Raw genomic sequence first — 18,864 nt, 5'->3', positions numbered from 1 at the left:
AAGTGAAGGAAATCGAACGCATGGGCCGCATCAAGCGCTACCTTTCGCCGCAAATCGCCGAGATTGTTCTCAAGGAGGAGGGGGATGACCTGTTCAAAACCCATCGGCGTGAGGTGACCGTCGTCTTTCTGGACTTACGCGGATTCACCAATTTTTCTGACAGCGTCGAGCCCGAAGAGGTCATGGAGTTCCTGAGGGGCTACCACGCCGAAATGGGCAAGCTGATCTTTAACTTTGGAGGAACGTTGGAACATTTCGCCGGAGACGGAATCATGGTCTTCTTCAACGATCCCATCCCTCGTGAGGACCACACGGATATGGCGGTCCGCATGGCCGTAGAAATGCAAGCGCGAGTGAAAGAGCTTCGCCCGGGATGGCTCAAAAAAGGCTACGATCTGGATTTGGGGGTGGGTATGGCCGCAGGCTATGCGACCCTGGGCACCATCGGCTTTGAGGGTCGGATGGACTACGGGGCGGTGGGCAATGTGCCCATTCTCGCCTCCCGTCTTTCCTCGGAGGCTAAGGGGGGGCAGATTCTGACGAATCAAAGGACGCTCAGTAAAATCGATAATCTGGTCGAGGCTGAGCCTCTGGAAGAGGTACATCTAAAAGGTTTCCTCCGCCCTGTGGCTGTGTTTAATATTTTGAAGCTCAAAGAGTGAGCGAGGAGCAGCTGGGGTGACGGACCGCTACGTTCTCGATATGTATACGTCGATCTTCATCCGGCGGGCGTGGCGGATAAACAACCGACCGTAAATAAAGAACAGATCGGTACTTTACGAGCAGGACATCCTAGCGCCCCCGCTAAGTGCGGAACCTCTGACCTGCTAATTGGTAATCAGATCCCTTCCACCCAGTCCCAGCAAATCAAGCCCTTCCACCACCCTGCTACCACGGTGCTACCGGCATAATCCCCTCTCGAACCCCAGTTGAAGGCTGGCCAAGGCCGGGAAGGTCATCTGGAGGGCACCCTAAAGGAAAGTAGCTAAGTCGTCCCCCCCTCCACCATAACCACCCCCCCAAGAATCATGCCCTGCCCATGCATTTTCCTTGACATATTTAAATATTATTATATTATTAAAGCATGAGAGGGAGACCCAAGAAGCAGGAGGTACAGATGGTTCCACTGCCCGTCTACCTCCCGGAAGATGTTCACAAAGACCTCCGCCATGCTGCCATTGACGAGGGCCGGTCTGCGACGGACATCATTCGGGAGTTGGTGAAGGTTTATCTGGCCAAGAAACGGAAAAGAAAGGGGGTGAAATAAATGGGCTATCTTTATCGACCGAAGCTTAGAAGTGGCAAGCTCAGTAGCAAGTGGTGGGTTAAGTATTACGTCAATGGCCGTCCAGTGGGGGAAACCACGGGCACAGAGAAAGAAAGCGAGGCTCAACGCTTCCTGAAGCTGAAGGAAGGTGCGGTAGCGAAGGGCTCCCCCATTGCCCCACGGCTGGACCGTATCCTGTATGACGAGCTAGCCGGGGACCTTCGCCAGGACTACCGCACGACAGGCCGTCGCCACCTGGATGAGGTGGAGCAACGCTTCGCACACCTGGACAAGTTCTTCCGTGGTCGCCGGGCTGCCAACATCGGGCCTACCTTCGTGACCACCTACGTGGCCCAACGGCAGGAACGTGGGGTGAGCAACCGGACCATCAACATCGAGCTATCACTACTGAAGCGGATGCTTCGCCTCGCCCACGAGAACGGTAAGCTCCTCCGCGTGCCCCCGATCAAGATGCTCAAAGAGGCCCCACCGCGCCAGGGCTTCTTCTTTGAACGGGAACAGTATGAGGCGGTGCGCCGTCGCCTCCCCGAGGACCTCCAAGTGGCCGTAGCCATCGCCTACACCTTCGGCTGGCGTATCAAGTCGGAGGTACTGACCCTACAACGCCGCCAGTTGGATCTTAAGGCTGGAACCTTGCGCCTCGATCCAGGGACCACAAAGAACGGTGAGGGCCGTGTGGTCTACCTGACTCCCGATCTCCGGTCACTGTTGGCTCAGCAGTTGGATCGTGCGGACCGGGTTGCCAAGCAGATGGGGCGGGTCATCCCCTGGGTTTTTCCATACCTGATGGGCTGCTTCCAGGGGCAACGGATCAAGAGCTTCAGAAAGGCATGGCAGACCGCGTGTCGGAAGGCCGGGTTACCCTGGATGCTCCGACATGATTTCCGTCGGACGGCGGTGAGAAACATGGAACGAGCAGGCGTGCCCCTGTCAGTAGCAATGAAGTTGACTGGTCACAAAACTGAGAGTGTCTACCGACGCTACGCTATCGTCAGCGACACCGCCCTTCAGGACGCTACCCGGAAACTTACGGGCACGTTTTCGGGCACGTCGGGCAAGGTGGGGGTTGACTCCCACCAGATAAACGTGCAAAATCACGCCTGTGACCCGTTAGCTCAGCTGGCAGAGCACCTGCCTTTTAAGCAGGGGGCCGCAGGTTCGAATCCTGCACGGGTCACCAACCTCATTGGTAGCACAACGTCCTCTAGGACCCTCACCAAGTCCTCTTATCCCTCCGGCCAACTCCTCTAAGAGAAAGTGCGCCAGGTAGACCATAACTGAGTGGTCTTTTTGCCACCGTGCGAATACAGGCCAGTTCAGTCGCGTGTGTAGATTCAGCTAGTGCCCCTCCAACTAACTTCTCCCAAGATTCACAAGATACGGCTAGGGGCACTGAGGGGGGTGGGGGAGAGGCTCCCCCACGCCTGGGGGGTGCTCAGCGAGGCCACAGCCGAGCGCCGAAGGGGGGCCTGCCCCCCTAGCGGAAGTGCCGCACCAGAGTGGAATGTTAGCGAATAATAGTTGGTGCGGCACTAGTTACTATAAAGGGGAGATGGTCCGCATCTTGCAATATTATGTGACGGCGATCTTGTCGATCTAGAACGAGCACAGTCGGCTCCGATATTTCACACGCCAGGGCAAAGATCGGCCCTGCGTAGGGGGTGAAGGGATGACTTCGAAAGAGTGGGCAATTCAGGCCTTCGAGACATGTGAGCATGGCGGAATGATTTGTATGAGCTGTGCGGAGAAAGCTATCACTGCTGCGATCGAGGAAGATCGACGGCAGGGGGTACGCGAGGCTCATGACCAGAATGCCGATGGGCAGCTAGTCGGCAGCGTCTCCTCTCCTACACGAGGCTGAAATCGGCTTGGGCTCCTTTAATGGAGCCAGGTGTTCGTCGTTGTCATCCATTCAATAGACCACGGAACCTCTTCCTTTTGGGGGATTCCCTGACGATCAGTCGGGAATCCCCTCTTTCTTCCCTGGCAATCCCCAACACAGACGAGATCTAGCTGTTGACAGTCAGCGATCAGCGGGACAATTACCCAGCGGCTGTCTGCACGCCCAAAGGGACCGGCTTGCCGCCACCCATCGAATCCGATAGAATAATCGAACCCTAGCTCAATCGTCGCACCGGTTTCAAACGCGGAGGGACAATCCTGATTGTCATCGTCAAAGGGAAGGGAGGCAACGATGAAGCCAGAAGGTCAGGATCCTCTGTATGGGACCCTCATCGCCGCCACTCTGGGCCATCTCATGCTCGGCGTTGCCAGGGAACTCTATCCTCACCGTAGATACTTTGACCTCGTCTCTACAGAAAAACAGATTGTCACTGAGCATGTTCAGAAACTTCTCGATGAGGCCCGGGCCACTCTTGGGGGACCAGAGATTCTTTCTCCGCCCGGAAAAATGGACTTCCCTCCCCAGCGAGAGGAGGAGTATCTTTAGGGCTTCTCACCAGGCCAGGGTCTTGTTAAACTACAGGATTATTACACCAACGCTGACCGAAATCTTCGATTCAAGAAGGGGGATGACCAGTGACGGAGATCAAAATACCGGACACGACGAACTGGGGTGAACCTGATTGGGGCATTCGCGTTCCGCCCCGAGATGGCGGGGGGATTGACCTGCGGGACTGCTTTGTGGGTCAAGCGGGCCAGGTGCCAGAAAATGCCCCACCTCATTGGGGACTCGCCCAACGAGGCTCGGTGGTGGACCCTCACACTCCGCATTTTGATTTTCCGGTAAACAAGAAAGCGGTGGTCTGGGCCGAAAACATCGCTGACCTGGTGGAGCAGGCCAAGGTGGGAAAGTGGGATGCGACCACCGACATTCCGTGGCAGGACCTCAAACCCTTGCCGGAGGATCTGGAGCGGGCGACCTGTCAGATCTGCACCTTCATGATCCAGAACGAATACCTGGCCCTGTACCTCCCCGCAAAGCTGCTGACCCGGGTGGACCCCCGCTTCACTGAGGTCGTCCTTTTCCTGGCGAGTCAGGTGGACGACGAGGCGCGTCACGTGGAGGTCTTCACCAAGCGCGCGTTGGCCAATGGTGGGGGCCTCCAGTACGTCTCGGCCGCGACCGAGTGGTCCCTGAAGAGCCTCCTCAACCAAGAGGACTTCACCAGCGCCTCCTTCCTTCTCCACATCCTCGGGGAGGGAACTTTTATGGAACTCCTGATGTTCCTCGAAGAAGTGGCCCCGGATCCGGTCACCGCCCAGATCTTCAAGTTGACCCGGCAGGATGAGGGCCGGCATGTGGGATACGGCGTATCCCACCTTACCTATCACCTCAAACACGATCCGGCCCTGGTACTGCAGCTCTACCAGGCGGCTGAGGCAAGGGTCGCCTTTCTCCGGCAGGCCGCCGGGGCCAGCCCCTTCGTTCAGCATGCTTTGGCAGTCCTCGCAGGTGGCGGCTCGGCTCCCGAGCAGGTAGCCGAAGGACGCGAGCGGGTCAGGGAATTGTACAGGGAGATGCATGCCACCCGCGTAAAGCGCCTAGTCCAGGTGGGCTTTCAACGGGGAATGGCCGAGCGGATTTCGAACCTGCACGGCGGAGCCGTCCCCAACTTTATGTGACGAGGAAACTACCATGGGCACAGTGCACAAGCAAATTGGCAAGGACGGTAACTTCGAATGGGAAGGTATCGAGATAGAACCCTATCAAGGGGGCGGGGCTAGCGAGGGGAGTTGTCGCCACGTCATCATCGGGCCGACGGATGGGGCACATAATTTTGCCATGCGCTACTTCGAGATCCTGCCCGGTGGTCAATCCTCGTTCGAACATCACCTCCATGATCAGGGGATCATGATCATGAAAGGCCGGGCACGGGTCCTTCTGGGATGGGAGATCCACGAGGTCGGGCCCGGTGATGTCATTTATATCCCCCAGCATGAACAGCACCAGTTCGAAAGTATCAGCGACGAGCCATTAGGCTTTCTCTGCGTTATCCCCTCCAAGGAGTGGCTCCAGAAGATCCAGACCTTGTAGGAAGGACAGGCTGCGGAGCCCGTCAATCCCCCTCTCTCTCACTTCTTGCCTTGCTCTAGATCCTCTTCGGAAGAAATTTCGCTGGAATCTCATTACGACTAAGGCTAACCTACAGGGGCTTTCGCGCGTCCACTGGACCAAGGGAAATCGAGACGAGGAGACGGAATGGCGACAGTTATGATTCAACTGAGCCCTCGTTCTTAAGACGCTAAAAAAAAGAAGGGGTGGAAATGGAAGGACCGAAACAGCCATGTCCCAAGTGTGGAGGATCTTCCTGGATCGAATACGGGAAGGAGACGGACGAGGTCTACGTCTTCGCCCTGGTAGCCGGCAAGCGGCTATTGGATGGAACGTTCGAAACAGATCTGAGCAGGGTTCTGACGGTCAGCCCCTTTAGCTGTCCGCAGTGTGGATATCTCGAACTATATAAGATGTAAATACCCAGTAGGAGGCCCGATCCACAGATTGCCGAATGTCCTACTGAACCACAACAATCCGGAGGGCAGCGGGTGGCCCGGGCTGTGTTCCGTCCTTGTGGTATTCCACGGTGACCCACTGGCCGGTTTCGAGGGGGAGTGGCGACAAGGCATTTGAGGTGATTTCAGTTTTGGGGGTGATCCGAAACACGTGGTCGATCAATCGCTCTCGGGAACGCACCACGAAATATTCCCGCGCCCGATCAATCTCAACGATCCTCCCTTGCCACTCTTGGACTTCGGCCCGCTTCACCGCACAGGCCGCAGCCGTAACCAGGAGGGCCGCCAGTAGTATTCCTGTACCAGCTCGTCTCACCCATTTATCATAGCAAGGACCGGGATATCGGCCAATCCCTCCTCCGCTCAGCGGACTTCTTAAATGCCTAGATCTGCGAACAGCCCGACGCGATCTGAAAGAACTCTCAGCCGATAAGCCCTTGACACAGGTCCGAGAACAAGTATACTGACCTCCCCGAAGAACTCCAGACCACAGGAGGAGCGGAATGGAACTAGTTGCTTTCGAGGTCCTCTGGTTTGGGGTGATCTTGGGTGTCATTTGGCTGGCCAGCCGGAGGGCCCGTCGGGAACTTCAAGATTAGCCTCTCGAAAGTTCCTGCCGCGGAAGCCTGGGCCGCGTGGGACCGCAACCAAGGAGGTTCCATGATTACCGAGTACCTCTTTCTCAGCCCGAGCGGCGAGGTCATGTCTAGTCTCCACGAGATCCGCCAGTACGTTGAAGAGCATTATGCCGACCACCGTCTCTGTCCCCACTGCGGGTGCTACCTCATCCCGAGCGGGCAAACCCACCGGTTACTTTTCCGCGTGTACCGGTGCGCCAACAGCATTTGCTCTGCCTCTCTCAACACCTTCAAACTCCGGCCTCTCAGGCGACGGCAGGTCGGGTAACCCACACCCCTCTGTTCCGGCCACCCCACCCGGGATCGCTGATTGTTTACAGATCCGGGCGGCACAGACACCGTTCTGCGCTCAGATCCTATTCTTCGGGAAAGAGTGGTTTGCCGCAGGCCGGACACAGGGCAACCGAAGGGCCGGGCCTTGCCTCATCGATCTGCCCGCTCCATCCACAAGAAGGGCAATTCACCGGAAAATCCATACTTGCGCCATGGGGAAGGAGCTCAGTCCCCCCTCAGGTCTTCAGGCGTAGTAATGTACGGGCCTTCACAGACCCGCTTGATGGCGCCGGCCGGGCCCTGACGCACCTCTTTATCAAATACGGTGAGGAGATAGGCAAGTCCCGCCACCACGAAAGTAGCCCCACAGGTCACCGCACGGAGCGGAACTTGGCCAGCACTCACGAGCACGCTCGCCCCCGTCAGGGCTGCATCCTCGACCCCAGACTCTCCTGACGGGGTCCCCTCGGCCTGTTTCTGCTCCGCGGACCCTTGAGACTGTTCCTGGGGTTCGACTTGGGCGAGAGTACGAGCAGGCATCCCCGCGACAAACCCAACGATCACAGAAAAAACCACCACGTGCACTCTCAAGGAACCCCTCCTCATCCTTGTTCTCTCTATGTCCTCAAAGAATCCACAGGAAACAACCCCAATTATCTTCTCGTGTTCCGGTCCGCTCTGTCAACGTCCTTTTTCCACAGACAACAGTGATGCTGAACACGCCTATGCATGCCCATCCCCGGAGCCCTTCCGACTTGCGATTCCAAGACAGATGTGCTATCTGTGATCGAACTTTATGACAGCCGACATGGACCCCATCGTCTAGCCTGGCCTAGGACACCGCTCTTTCAAGGCGGCAACGCGGGTTCGAATCCCGCTGGGGTCACCAACCCCTTGGTCAGACCATTCCCTCCAAGACACACGCTACGGAAACCTTGCCAGGTATAGGACGGCCGATCGGGCAAATTGTCTCAAGACCGGAAAGCCTAGAGCGGCTGGCTAGTACGGACCAATCTCCCCCGAGGACGAAAGCGGAGAATTTCAGATAAGAGGATGTGCCCAGGCAATGCTAGCCCGCATTATTCACGAACGGAGTGTCTTCGTGAATAATGCGCCTGCAGGTGCGGGCTCGGCCGCACCGGCAGGTTTCGACCCCGCCGCTGCGGCGGGACTCAAGGTTAGCCCTGAGCGACGCCCCGCAACCGCGGGGCGGAGTCGAAGCCCGGAGGGCAGATTATTCACTTCTATGTGAATAATCCGGGCTAGGGTGGTGACTGGAGTCCAGGCCTGTCACGAGACCGAGCGTATCATGCGCCCTTTGGACAGTCAGCGTGCGGGCGCGCTTCCTTCGACAAATCCGCGATGCGGCACAGTCCGGCGAAGATGCGATTACTCCCCGTGATGTGCAGAAATTCCCCGGTGAGCGCATCTTCTCTCAGCAGCCCGGAATCAACGTAGAACTCGTAGAAGCGCAGCCTCTGCGGCCAAGAATAACCCCAATCGAGCCGAGCAATGCCGACCACATCGGAGGTTTTACGCTCGTGATATACCACGTATGTCTGTCCCTCATGCTTTACGAATGCGAACACCACGTCTATCCCGGACGGAAAGGACAGGCTGAGGAGGAGTATTTTCTATGAAAGCCTCTTGGGCCACCTCCCGATTGTTAACATCGGGCATCCCATGCTCAACTACTTGGACCCAGGTGTACGCTTGCTCCGCACGTCCGGTCCCCCCGTACCCAAGCAGCGCGAGTACGGCCAACCCCAAAAGTGCCTTCTTACTCATTTCCGCTCCTCGTGAAACGCACCCTGCCCGTACATTTTTAGTACCAAGCGAGGAACCACAACCTTTTTCCGGTCTCAGTAGTGGAGTCCGACCCGACGATACCAGACACGCTGGGCGGTTTGGATAACAGAAAAGGAAGGAGGGTTTAGCGGTGAGAAGTCGACGCCTGCTCTTTCTGAAGGGTTTTGAGGTAGCCGAACCCGACCAGCTGGTGGCGGTCTTCATCCCACAGACGGAAGGAAAGCGATTTCAAGCTCGGCCATAATGTAATTGTCTTCACTTCCTGGAACATCGGATCCGCATTGTGGCACCGTTCCAGGTAATAATTGGGAATCCGCGGGCTGAGATGATGAACATGATGGAACCCGATGTTTCCCGTGAACCACTGCAACACCTTGGGCAATTTATAAAAGGAACTGCCTTGTATGGCAACGGCCACATAACTCCAATTGTCGTGCCGCTCCCAGTACACCCCTTCATACTGATGCTGCACATAAAATAGCCATATCCCCGCCCCGCTGGAAATCATGATGATCGGCAACTGCACCAAGACAAGAGCATTCAGTCCAATGGAGAGACTCATCACAGCCGCAATTCCCCCGAGCGCCAGATTGGTCCAATACACGCTATCGCGTTCGCGCTTGCGGGAACCGCGTGGCACAAAGCGTTGCTGAATCACGAAAACGAACAGGGGCCCAAAAATAAACATTATCAGCGGATTCCGGTACAGCCGGTAGTTACGCCGCTTCGGGGGGGGCAAGGCCAGATATTCTTTCACCGTTAACGTCTTGATATCCCCAACCCCCCGGCGGTCCAGATCGCCCGCGGTCGCATGGTGTGTCGCATGTTCGTGGCGCCAGCCATAGTAGGGCGTCAGCGTCAACACGCCGGTCACAAATCCCCAAAAGTTGTTGGCGCGCTGCGATTTGAAAAAGGCGCCATGACCACAGTCATGAAAAATGATAAAGATTCGGACCATAAATCCGGCCGTGGGCACGGCCAGGGCCAGCGTCATCCAATACGAGACCTCCAGGCTGCGATACATCATATACCACAGCAGACAATATGGGATGAGGGTGTTGACCATCTGCCATACGCTGCGCCGCAGATCGGGATGTTGATATTTCGCCACCACCTGCTGCCAGGAGGCCTGTTGCGATGCGGATTTAGACGTTGCCGGCTCTGGATCCATCATTATATCTCCATACTAGAGAGTAGAGGATGTATGCAATACTTGTTCCTTCAGCGCCGTTCTGCATACCTCTATTCGCTTGATAATTCGATGCGCACGTTCACAGTTATTACTTGCAAGGCGTTGAGTCGTGATGCGGGGGATAATGCTGAACCGTGGCGGATCCTCCCCGATGTCGCGGATCGATTCACCGCAGAGATGGCCTCCCGGAAAGCCTTGATGAGTGTAGCAAGTCGCAACAGTCACCGGATATTATCATGGTCGAAGCCATTTATCAAGTGTCATCGGCAGACTCCATACCGGTCGGTCCCCTCCAGCGTAGGCTCCCTGGGGGAAGGAACCTTGCAATCCGACATACCCTTATGGTAGCCTTGAGCGCTTCGTGTCCCTACAGCTTAGAACTCCGCGATAGCCTCTCCCATCTGTCCAGATCAACGGGAGTTATACAGCCACGATGAGGAGGACAGGCCATGGCTGAAAAAGAGCTCTACAACATCGGCGAAATTCCCCCCCTGGGATTCGTACCCAAAAAAATGCACGCCTACGTGATTCATCCCGAGCATCATGGCCCGCCTCTTCAAGCCATGAAATCCGAAGTCGTGGATCTCCCCGAAATCGGCCCCAACGAAGTGTTGGTTCAGGTGATGACGGCGGGAGTCAATTTCAACGGAGTCTGGGCGTCACTGGGACAACCGGCTTCGCCGACCCGGTTCCATAAACATCCATTCCACATCGCGGGGAGCGATGCTGCGGGGGTGATCTGGAAGCTGGGGAGCGCCGTCAAGAGCTCCGTGTATCCCTGGAAGGTCGGGGATGAGGTTTTGGTCCACTGCGGGCAAACCTGCGGCCAGTGTCCCTATTGTAATGGCGGTGACCCTATGCTCTGCCGCGAACAGAAGATCTGGGGCTATGAATCGGCCTATGGGAGCTTCGCCCAATTCACTAAGGTCCAGGCCCAGCAGTTGCTACCCAAACCTGCCAACCTCACATGGGAAGAGGCCGGCTGCTACACGCTGGTTCACGCTACCGCCTGGCGGATGCTCTACGGCCATCCCCCTCATACCCTTCAGCCCGGCATGAACGTGCTCGTTTGGGGAGGCTCCGGCGGGCTGGGTTCCATGGCCATCCAAATCGTTCGAGCGGCAGGCGCCAACGCCATCGCCGTCGTCTCAAGCGACGAGCGCGGAAAATGGTGTCTGGACCTCGGCGCCAAAGCATACCTCAATCGAAAAAACTTTAACTGTTGGGGGCAATTACCTCGGGTATCCGACCTGAACGCCTACGGCGCCTACGTCAAGGAAGTGCGCAAATTCGGGGGGGCGATCTGGGAAATCACCGGCAAGGGGGTCGACCCCGATATCGTCTTTGAACACCCAGGGGAACAGACCTTTCCGGTAAGCTGCTTCGTGGCATCCCGCGGCGGCATGGTCGTTTTCTGCGCGGGGACGACCGGATTCAATTTAACGTTCGACGCCTCATACGTCTGGATGCGCCAGAAGCGGATTCAGGGCTCGCATTTTGCCACCTTATATCAGGCAGAAGCTGCTAACAAGGCGGTCATGGACGGGCGCATCAAGCCGGCCATGTCCGAAGTCTTTGAATGGGAACGAATTCCCGAAGCCCACGACCGCATGATGAACAACGTCCATCCGCCGGGGAATATGGCGTTGATGGTCCAGGCGGCGAGGAAGGGCTTGAAAAGTCTGTCGGAGGCGACCTAGCTAAGAGTCCCGGGAGAAGGCAGGAAGAGGAGAGAGGCCTTTTTCTGCGGGACGGCTCTGGGGCCGGTCTCCAGACAGCCAGGGTGCTCCAAGTGGGTTCCCCACCCCTCCCAGGGGGTTCGTTTGTTCTCGCTTGCTTTCGAAAGGGGGATCCCATAAAATGGGCTCCGTTTATGGGTCGCCTGACCCCGGGGGGGAAATTTTCAACCGGGAGGGGCGCTGGACAGCGTGAAGGTCTTGGTCACGGGCGGGACCGGGTTTATCGGCAGCCACCTCGTGGAATATCTCTTGGAGCGGGGAGACGAGGTTACCTGTCTGGCCCGGAGCCGAAGTCGTCTCCGCTGGTTGGAAGGCTTACAGGTCAAGGTTGTTGAAGGGGATTGCACAGACACCAACCTCGGTGAGATAGTCCAGGAGGACTTTGACTGGGTTTTCCACCTGGCCGGGCTCACCAAGACCTTGGAGGTGGACGAGTATTACCGGGCCAACGGGAAAGGGACAGCCAACTTAGTGGCCATCTTGGCCCAAAGGAGACAACCACCCCGACTGGTGTATCTGAGCAGTCTGGCGGCGGCTGGTCCCAGTAAGGACGGACATCCTCTTCGGGAGCTTGACCCCCCCCAGCCTGTCAGCCACTACGGTCGGAGCAAACTGGATGGGGAAAAGGCCGTTAGAGAACTCGGCCCGACTATCCCATGGGTCATTATCCGGGCGCCGGTGATCTATGGTCCTCGGGACCGGGGCCTTCTGCCTTTCTTCGAGCTCGCAAAAAGGCGTGTGGCCCTTCGTTTGGGTGGGAAACGGATTTTTAGTCTTTGCTACATCGAAGATCTGGTCCGCGGTCTTTACCTGGCGGCCGAGCGGGGAAAGCCCGGGGAAATTTATTATCTGGCGGAGGCAACCCCTCGATCTTGGGAAGAGATCTTGGACGCCATCGCTACAGCGCTTGAGGTTCGCACATTAATGGTCCCCTTTCCTTCTGCCCTCGTCGGCGCAGCTGCTTGGGCCTGGGAGGGGATCGCGCGCTTGACGGGGGCCCCGCCCCTGCTCAACCGTGATAAGGCCTATGAATTGCGGCAACGGTACTGGGTCTGTGACCCGGGAAAGGCCGCACGCGAGTTGGGCTTTACCACCTCCATCTCATTACAGACAGGAACACAACGTGTGGTGGAGTGGTATCAGCGCTACCGCTGGTTGTAAAGGAGGAGCCATGGACGTATTTGAGAAATGTCACCGTTACACCGACGCCAAGCAGGTCATGGCGGCCGGCCTCTATCCGTACTTCCAACCGATCCGGTCGGCCCAGGATCCCGAGGTCGTTGTGGACGGGCGACGCATGATCATGGTGGGATCCAACAACTACCTAGGTCTCACTTCCCACCCGCGAATCAAAGAGGCGGCCATCCGCGCGGTGGAACGATACGGCACCGGATGTGCCGGGTCCCGGGCCCTGAACGGCACCCTAGATCTCCACCACGAGGTGGAAGCTCAGCTGGCCAAGTTCAAGAAGAAAGAGGCAGCCCTCCTCTTCGCTGCCGGGTATCAGACTAACCTCGGGGTCATCTCTGCCCTAGTCGGCAAGGATGATGTATCCATCATCGACCGGTGGGACCACGCCAGCATCATCGACGGTTGTCGCCTCGCGTTCGGCCAGACCCTCAAGTATCGACACAATGATATGGAAGATCTCGAACGCATCCTCGCCTCTCTACAAGACAAGGGGAAGCTGATCGTGGTAGACGGGGTCTTCAGCATGGAGGGAGATATTGTCAAACTCCCCGAGATCGTCCAACTGGCCCGGAAGTATGGGGCCCGATTGATGGTGGATGACGCTCACGCCACCGGCGTGCTTGGCAAGGATGGGAGGGGAACCGCAGAACACTTCGGGTTGGAGGACGAAGTCGACATCGTCATGGGAACGTGTAGCAAGTCATTAGCTTCGGTGGGGGGCTTCATCGCATCGAGCCATGAGGTGATTCACTACCTCAAGCATCAAGCCCGATCCATGATGTTCAGTGCCTCTCTCCCCCCCGCCTGCGTGGCGACCATCGGAGCTGCCGTGGAAGTCATCGAGCAAGAGCCGGAGCGGCGGACGCAACTGTGGAGAAATGCCCAGCGGGTACGGGATGGCCTTCAAGAAATGGGATTCGACACGGGGCTTAGCGAAACGCCCATCATCCCCGTGGTCATCGGCGATGAACTGCAGGCTTTCCGCACGGGGCGCGGGCTCTATGAGCAAGGGATATTTGCCAACGTAAGTGTGAGGTCTGCCGTCCCCGAAGGACGGGCCCTGATTCGTACGAGCTACATGGCCACCCATACGGACGCGCACATCGATCGGGTCCTGGAGGGCTTTCGCACTGTCGGGAGGGAACTCGGGGTGATCTGATTGTGGAAATCATCCCTGTTACCGGCAAGCGCGATCTCCAGACCTTCCTCCACCTGCCATACCGCATCTACCGAGGCGACCCCCACTGGGTCCCACCCCTTCTCTTCGAGCAGCGCCAACTCCTTACCGGCCAACACCCCTTCTTTGAAAAAGCGGAGATCCGCTTGTTCCTCGCCAAGCAAGGTGGTGAGGTCGTCGGCCGGATCGCAGCGATCTTGGACCACCAGTTTCTCGAAACCCATCAGGAACCGTATGGTTTCTTTGGCTTCTTCGAATGCCTGGACGATGCAACAGTTGCGGAGGGACTCCTCGGAGCGGCTGGGGAATTCTTGAAGGGGAAGGGAATGTGGGCAATCCGCGGCCCGGTCAATCCCTCGATGAACGCTCCCTGCGGCCTTCTCATCGAGGGTTTCACGTCCGCCCCTGCCTTCCTGATGCCCTATAACCCCCCTGGCTATCAGGCGCTTCTGGAGGATGCTGGATGTCGCAAGGCGAAGGACCTCTTGGCATACATCCTACGGATCTGGACTGAAGATCCCCCCATGGTCCTTCGGCCCGCCGAGGAGGCCCGGCGACGGGGCATTCATGTCCGGCCGGTGAACATGAAACGCCTGAGTGACGAGATCCAGATCTTCCGCGAACTGTTCAATGCCGCCTGGGAGAGGAACTGGGGCTTTACACCCATGAGCCGTTCAGAGGCCCAATGGATGGCGAAACAGCTCAAGCCCCTTATCATCCCCTCCATCACCCTCATCGCCGAGGCCGAGGGGAGCCCTATTGGATTTCTGATGCTCCTGCCCGATTACAACCAGGCGCTGCGACATCTCAACGGTCGCATGGGACCCTTAGGCCTGCTCAAGTTCATCTGGTACCGGCGTCGGATTCGGGATGCCCGTCTTATCCTGTTGGGGATTAAACCCGAGTACCGAAGCAAGGGGATCGATGCACTCCTCTTTCAGATTGCGGCTCGGGCCCTCATCAAAAACGGCTTCATAATGGCGGAGATCTCTTGGGTTCTCGAGGACAACTGGACAGTCCTTCGGATGACGAAGCGCCTCGGGGGGACCCCGTATAAGCGATACCGGATCTACGAGTTGCCCCTGTAAACCGATGACCGTTGACCGTAATCCGACGACCGTGAGAACTCGATGACCAACCAGCGACAACCACAAAAGGATCCTTTGGTCCCTCAAAAGAATCGTTTAACGGTTATCGGTCATCGGTAATCGGTCGGCGGTCATCGGTGCCAGAGGTTCGTGGTCACACGCTCCAATCCGATACACAGGACAGCCAGCGCGATCCCCGCCAGTACATCAACCACATAGTGATAGCGGAGGTACACGGTAGAGAAGATCAGAGCCACCACCACGGGCAGGAATACCCAGAAGAGGCCACGAAAAAACTGCCAGGCGTAAAAGAGGACAAGGAGGACAACGGCCGTGTGACCGCTCGGGAAGGCATCCTGCTTGAACCGCTCGAGGAAATTCAAGGTATCCCGGATGGCGTCCGCCGAGAAGATCCCGTGAAGGTCCGCCGTTTGGAGATGAGTCAATGTGAACCGGGGCCCGATCGCAGGAAACAAGAAGTAGCCCAGGTAGGAGAGGTAAAATCCGAGAGCCACGCCGAAGACCGCCCGGTCAAAGCTCATTTCTTTCCCCCGCCAATACAGAGCAACCACCAGGACGACAGGAAGAAAGTAATATGTGGCGTAGGCCCAGGTGAGGATTTCGGTGAGCCAGGGGTGGATAAACCGGTCGAGCCAGACGGTGGGATGAGTGCCAAGGAGGGCAAGATCCAGTTGAATAAGGACGGGGTCCCGCAAAATCGGGCTTACCCACGGCAGGAGATCGGCAAAGCTGTCGAACAGGATCGGTATGAAGACAATGGGGTAAAAGGCATGCAGTCCTCTCGCGAGCCAGAATCGCCCCTGATCCATCCACCAGAGCAGCGTAAGGACAAGGGCCAGTCCACCGTATTTCAACAAAAGGGCCGTGCCATGGGGAGGCTGGGTCACCAGCGTGGTGAGCATAAGGGCAAGAAGCGCCAGATAGCTGATCAGATCCACCGGCTTCAACCGCTGATGCCTCTTCATGCGCACTCCTCCTCTGGATACGAGCCCCCATCTTAATGCGGTTCGTTGTTTTTTCAAAGGCGAAGGATCGCCTGGACTCGATCGTGCATTACTAAGAGGACATTATCTCTCTGGGCGCACCGCTCCGAGAGCAGTTATTCAGCGTGCACCCAGGGCGGAGACCCCCAAGGCCAAAGCTGGACCGGGACACGGGAGAAACGGGAATGGGGAATCGGAATAGAAGGAAAGCGTTGAGGTGAAGGGGCAACCGTGGTATTTTTGAAAGTAAAGGAGTCCCATGGGAGGAACGGCCAAAAAGACAGGTACAAAGCTGGAGGGGGCACGAGATGCTGCCAGGGCTTCCTGAACAACCACTAAGCGCCTGGGCCGAGAGACGCTCTGCAATCCCTCGAGGTACCTCTCGCGGGGCCGAAGGGAGGTTTCGATGGTAGACCCCCAGGAAATCGAAGAGGATTACGGGGACGAGTATCTGGCCGTCAGTGAAGAAAGGACGAAGCCGCGGATCACCGTCGACGAAGCAATCTTTAATCGTCCGATCCGAGAGCTAAATTATCATCCTCCCAGGTGTCTCCAGCGAACGGCGAAGCTGGCCGAGGCTGTCGAGCTTATGAAGCGCTACAGTGTGGGCGCGGTGATGATTCAGGATGGAGAACCCCTGGTAGGAATCCTCTCGGAACGCGACATGCTGCGAAAGGTCCTGGGGACCGACGTGGACCTAGACCAAGCGACGGTAGAACAGTTCATGACACGCAACCCCGAGGTGCTCAAGCTTGACGATGTGGTCGCCTATGCAATCCATACGATGCACCTCGGCGGATTCCGTCACGTCCCTCTGGTGGACGAGAAGCACCGCCCGGTGGGTATCGTGTCGGTCAAGGACGTGAATGAGTACACAGTTTCCTTCATCGCCCAGCAAATCCTCACCCTTCCCCCTGACCCCCACCGCAAGTACGAGCCACGAATCGAAGGGGGCTGATCTCGGTCACCGACTACCGCTACCCGACGACCGAAAAGCCTATCTGACCGATTACGGTGATCGGTTAACGGTCATCGGTCATCGCTTCTTCATCAGGACGTGCCAGAAGACGTGGAGGGACTGCTTTTCTTCCTCAATGGCAAGGATGTCAAAGCAGCGGCCGAAGATCGCGGCGAAGTCCCGTTTCCGAAAGAAATGGTCGTAGTGGTTTCGATGGACAATCCAGTTGCGCGTACGGCGTTCACCCGGGTAGTGTTTGAAGCGGGTGCTGAAGGCGGTCAGGTGTAAGTAGCCACCCGCCTTCAGCCGTGCCGTGAGACCGTTGAGGTACCGGGACCAATCGGTCTTCTTCACATGGTGGAAGACCCCACTGTCCACCAGGGCATCGAAGCTCGCCTGCCGAAAGGGGAGACGAAAGGCATCCGCGAGGATGAACCTCAGGTGTGAGCGGACCGCGCGAGCATCGATGCGCGCACAGGCCTTCCTTAAGGCAAGCGGCTCGTAATCCACCCCCACCGCCTGGTGCCCTTCTTTCCCAAAACAGATCATGTGTCGTCCCTCGCCGCAGCCCACGTCGAGGACCCGCGCGCGTCCTCGCTCGCGTTTGAGGCGCCTCGCAAGGCGGGCCACCGCCGGGGTGGGCTTGACACGCGGCCACGGGGTTTCCCCCGCCTCGTACGCCCGACGGAAGAAGCTCTTCTGTTGTTCGTAGATCGGTCTCGCCATCTCAGAAGGTGAGTGTCTCGCAGAGGGAGCGACCAAAGTGCTCTCTCGGGCGGTTGAAATACCCGATGTCGACCTGTGGCGCCTCACGCCGGATCGTGCGCACAAGCTCCCGCATCCCGATCGCCCCACCCCGCGGGGGAGGGAGGCTCTCGAGGTACCGGCGGGGGTCGATGTTCAGGTTCTTCATCTGGATAAGATCGAGCCCTGTCTGAACGATGAGGTGAAGCAGGCCGTCAACCTCTTCCTCCCGGTCGGCGACCCCCGGAAAGACAAGCAGGTTGATGGACGTGTAGCAGCCGTGGGCTTTGGCCCTCCGAATCGACTCGACCACATCGGCATACTCGTAGTGCTTGGGTCGGTAATAGGCGGCGTACGCCTCGGGCTGGGTCGCATTGAGGCTTATCCGGATGCTGTCGAGGCCCGCCATACAGAGTCGCTCGACGACCTGGGGCAGCGACCCGTTCGTGTTTAGGTGAATCGTCCCCCGGTCGGTTCGTGACCTCAAGCGCCGTATGGTTTCCTCGATCAGGTCCCCATGCAGGAGTGGCTCACCTTCACAGCCCTGGCCGAAGCTCACGATGGCCTCCTCCGCCTCGGTCAAATGCGGGTGCGCCAGCGCGCACAGTTCTTCCAGCGTCGGTGCCCCTCCGATACGTTCATGGGAAGCCGGGACGAGCCCTTCGGTCTGCAGCGAGATGCAGCCAACACAGTCGGCATTACAGGCAAAGGCGATGGGGAGCGGCGCCTCCCACCGCCGGTAGAAGGCGTTCTTGGCACAAAGGCAATGGTAGTCGGTGGCACAGCGCTTCAGATGATGCAAGAGCCGGTTGTCCGGCTGCTCCGCCAGCCGCCCTCGGATAAGAGGCAAGAGTGTCCGATCGTCATACTGCCACGGCGCCTGGTGATCCATCGGATCGATGCGAACCGCCGCGGCGACGAACTGCCCACTCCGCCATCCTACGGCGGTGTAAGACCATAGCGGTAGATAAGGGGCGACCGAAGCGTCGGGATAGGAGGTCGCCGGCAGGTGGGTCCGCATGTACCCTGGGGGGAGGAAGGCCGCCACCGCCTGCTGCCCTCTGGCCGCCTCGGCTACTTCGAAGGTCGCGAGGAAGCCGTTCCAGCCGACCGGATGGGCCCCAGGCATCGTGAAAAGCCGCGCCCCCTCGGGCAAGGGAATCAGCTCTTCCTCAGGCACGCGGACCCACGTGGCCCCCGAAGCGCCACCCATCTCGAGGGTCGGGTGGTCATAGATCCGCTCCTTCTGATCTGCAAACACGAGAAAGGCCACCGGACTCCTTTCGCTAC

At 57.9% G+C, this 18,864-nt stretch carries 22 protein-coding genes and 2 tRNA genes; 15 read left to right on the top strand and 9 right to left on the bottom strand.

Translation table 11 applies throughout. From position 1 onward, the window contains the following. The coding region (locus tag O6929_09165; GenBank protein ID MCZ6480553.1) for an adenylate/guanylate cyclase domain-containing protein at positions 1–662 on the top strand (662 nt) is incomplete at its 5' end. A gap of 455 nt (positions 663–1,117) precedes the next feature. Continuing rightward, positions 1,118–1,267, top strand: a complete 150-nt coding sequence (locus tag O6929_09160) for a ribbon-helix-helix domain-containing protein (GenBank protein ID MCZ6480552.1) — start codon at positions 1,118–1,120, stop codon at positions 1,265–1,267. 405 nt (positions 1,268–1,672) lie between these two features. Here O6929_09160 and O6929_09155 read toward each other — a convergent pair whose 3' ends face one another. Beyond that, complete coding sequence (locus O6929_09155; GenBank protein MCZ6480551.1) at positions 1,673–1,828, bottom strand: hypothetical protein; 156 nt, start codon at positions 1,826–1,828, stop codon at positions 1,673–1,675. A 564-nt stretch (positions 1,829–2,392) separates the two neighbouring features. On the opposite strand from O6929_09155, the gene O6929_09150 reads away from it, so the two are divergent. The 6 genes from O6929_09150 to O6929_09125 all read left to right on the top strand — a co-directional run bounded on the left by O6929_09150 (position 2,393) and on the right by O6929_09125 (position 5,722). Beyond that, positions 2,393–2,468: transfer RNA gene (locus tag O6929_09150), tRNA-Lys, on the top strand. A gap of 489 nt (positions 2,469–2,957) precedes the next feature. Beyond that, positions 2,958–3,149 carry a hypothetical protein gene (locus O6929_09145; GenBank protein MCZ6480550.1) on the top strand — a complete coding sequence of 64 codons (192 nt, stop codon included), beginning with the start codon at positions 2,958–2,960 and terminating at the stop codon, positions 3,147–3,149. A 333-nt stretch (positions 3,150–3,482) separates the two neighbouring features. Continuing rightward, positions 3,483–3,737 carry a hypothetical protein gene (locus O6929_09140; protein MCZ6480549.1) on the top strand — a complete coding sequence of 85 codons (255 nt, stop codon included), beginning with the start codon at positions 3,483–3,485 and terminating at the stop codon, positions 3,735–3,737. 89 nt (positions 3,738–3,826) lie between these two features. Then, positions 3,827–4,873: a DUF455 domain-containing protein gene (locus O6929_09135; GenBank protein ID MCZ6480548.1), complete on the top strand. Its 1,047-nt coding sequence runs from the start codon at positions 3,827–3,829 to the stop codon at positions 4,871–4,873. A gap of 13 nt (positions 4,874–4,886) precedes the next feature. Then, positions 4,887–5,285 carry a cupin domain-containing protein gene (locus tag O6929_09130; GenBank protein ID MCZ6480547.1) on the top strand — a complete coding sequence of 133 codons (399 nt, stop codon included), beginning with the start codon at positions 4,887–4,889 and terminating at the stop codon, positions 5,283–5,285. A 230-nt stretch (positions 5,286–5,515) separates the two neighbouring features. Beyond that, positions 5,516–5,722, top strand: coding sequence for a hypothetical protein (locus O6929_09125; protein MCZ6480546.1), 207 nt, complete (start codon positions 5,516–5,518; stop codon positions 5,720–5,722). Positions 5,723–5,762: 40 nt separating this feature from the next. Here the strand turns inward: O6929_09125 and O6929_09120 are convergent, their stop codons facing one another. Continuing rightward, positions 5,763–6,077 carry a hypothetical protein gene (locus tag O6929_09120; protein ID MCZ6480545.1) on the bottom strand — a complete coding sequence of 105 codons (315 nt, stop codon included), beginning with the start codon at positions 6,075–6,077 and terminating at the stop codon, positions 5,763–5,765. Between the two features lie 344 nt (positions 6,078–6,421). On the opposite strand from O6929_09120, the gene O6929_09115 reads away from it, so the two are divergent. Further along, positions 6,422–6,667, top strand: a complete 246-nt coding sequence (locus O6929_09115) for a hypothetical protein (protein ID MCZ6480544.1) — start codon at positions 6,422–6,424, stop codon at positions 6,665–6,667. 230 nt (positions 6,668–6,897) lie between these two features. Here the strand turns inward: O6929_09115 and O6929_09110 are convergent, their stop codons facing one another. Continuing rightward, a complete protein-coding gene (locus tag O6929_09110) occupies positions 6,898–7,263 on the bottom strand; it encodes a hypothetical protein (GenBank protein ID MCZ6480543.1) in 366 nt (121 codons plus the stop codon). Positions 7,264–7,483: 220 nt separating this feature from the next. Here O6929_09110 and O6929_09105 point away from each other — a divergent pair. Then, positions 7,484–7,561 (top strand) — tRNA-Glu (locus O6929_09105). Positions 7,562–7,979: 418 nt separating this feature from the next. On the opposite strand, the gene O6929_09100 is transcribed toward O6929_09105, so the two are convergent. From O6929_09100 to O6929_09090, 3 genes are all read right to left on the bottom strand, one after another. Further along, positions 7,980–8,225, bottom strand: coding sequence for a hypothetical protein (locus O6929_09100; protein MCZ6480542.1), 246 nt, complete (start codon positions 8,223–8,225; stop codon positions 7,980–7,982). A 13-nt stretch (positions 8,226–8,238) separates the two neighbouring features. Beyond that, positions 8,239–8,460 carry a hypothetical protein gene (locus O6929_09095; GenBank protein ID MCZ6480541.1) on the bottom strand — a complete coding sequence of 74 codons (222 nt, stop codon included), beginning with the start codon at positions 8,458–8,460 and terminating at the stop codon, positions 8,239–8,241. 145 nt (positions 8,461–8,605) lie between these two features. Further along, positions 8,606–9,655, bottom strand: a complete 1,050-nt coding sequence (locus O6929_09090) for a fatty acid desaturase (GenBank protein MCZ6480540.1) — start codon at positions 9,653–9,655, stop codon at positions 8,606–8,608. A 467-nt stretch (positions 9,656–10,122) separates the two neighbouring features. Between O6929_09090 and ccrA the strand changes: the two genes are divergently transcribed. The 4 genes from ccrA (at position 10,123) to O6929_09070 (ending at position 14,868) form a co-directional block, all read left to right on the top strand. After that, the gene (gene ccrA, locus O6929_09085) at positions 10,123–11,373 is read left to right on the top strand and encodes a crotonyl-CoA carboxylase/reductase (protein MCZ6480539.1); all 1,251 of its coding nucleotides are present in this window, start codon (positions 10,123–10,125) and stop codon (positions 11,371–11,373) included. A gap of 228 nt (positions 11,374–11,601) precedes the next feature. Then, a complete protein-coding gene (locus O6929_09080) occupies positions 11,602–12,573 on the top strand; it encodes an NAD(P)-dependent oxidoreductase (GenBank protein MCZ6480538.1) in 972 nt (323 codons plus the stop codon). A gap of 10 nt (positions 12,574–12,583) precedes the next feature. Beyond that, the gene (locus tag O6929_09075) at positions 12,584–13,762 is read left to right on the top strand and encodes an aminotransferase class I/II-fold pyridoxal phosphate-dependent enzyme (GenBank protein MCZ6480537.1); all 1,179 of its coding nucleotides are present in this window, start codon (positions 12,584–12,586) and stop codon (positions 13,760–13,762) included. 2 nt (positions 13,763–13,764) lie between these two features. Beyond that, entirely contained in the window at positions 13,765–14,868 is a 1,104-nt protein-coding gene (locus O6929_09070; GenBank protein MCZ6480536.1) for a GNAT family N-acetyltransferase, read from the top strand. A gap of 131 nt (positions 14,869–14,999) precedes the next feature. Here the strand turns inward: O6929_09070 and O6929_09065 are convergent, their stop codons facing one another. After that, complete coding sequence (locus O6929_09065; GenBank protein MCZ6480535.1) at positions 15,000–15,854, bottom strand: phosphatase PAP2 family protein; 855 nt, start codon at positions 15,852–15,854, stop codon at positions 15,000–15,002. A gap of 424 nt (positions 15,855–16,278) precedes the next feature. Here O6929_09065 and O6929_09060 point away from each other — a divergent pair, with 424 nt between their 5' ends. Continuing rightward, the gene (locus O6929_09060) at positions 16,279–16,830 is read left to right on the top strand and encodes a CBS domain-containing protein (GenBank protein ID MCZ6480534.1); all 552 of its coding nucleotides are present in this window, start codon (positions 16,279–16,281) and stop codon (positions 16,828–16,830) included. Between the two features lie 78 nt (positions 16,831–16,908). On the opposite strand, the gene O6929_09055 is transcribed toward O6929_09060, so the two are convergent. Together O6929_09055 and O6929_09050 are read right to left on the bottom strand one after the other, a co-directional pair. Next, positions 16,909–17,556 (bottom strand): class I SAM-dependent methyltransferase, encoded by a 648-nt coding sequence (locus O6929_09055; GenBank protein MCZ6480533.1) that lies wholly within the window; start codon positions 17,554–17,556, stop codon positions 16,909–16,911. A 1-nt stretch (position 17,557) separates the two neighbouring features. Then, complete coding sequence (locus tag O6929_09050; GenBank protein MCZ6480532.1) at positions 17,558–18,847, bottom strand: radical SAM protein; 1,290 nt, start codon at positions 18,845–18,847, stop codon at positions 17,558–17,560. Positions 18,848–18,864 lie beyond the last annotated feature (17 nt).

The sequence above is a fragment of the Candidatus Methylomirabilota bacterium genome (assembly GCA_027293415.1).
In the GTDB taxonomy this organism is placed as follows: Bacteria; Methylomirabilota; Methylomirabilia; order Methylomirabilales; family CSP1-5; genus CSP1-5.
The sequence above is the reverse complement of the archived record's forward strand: the minus strand, read 5'-3'. Positions and strand labels throughout refer to the sequence as shown.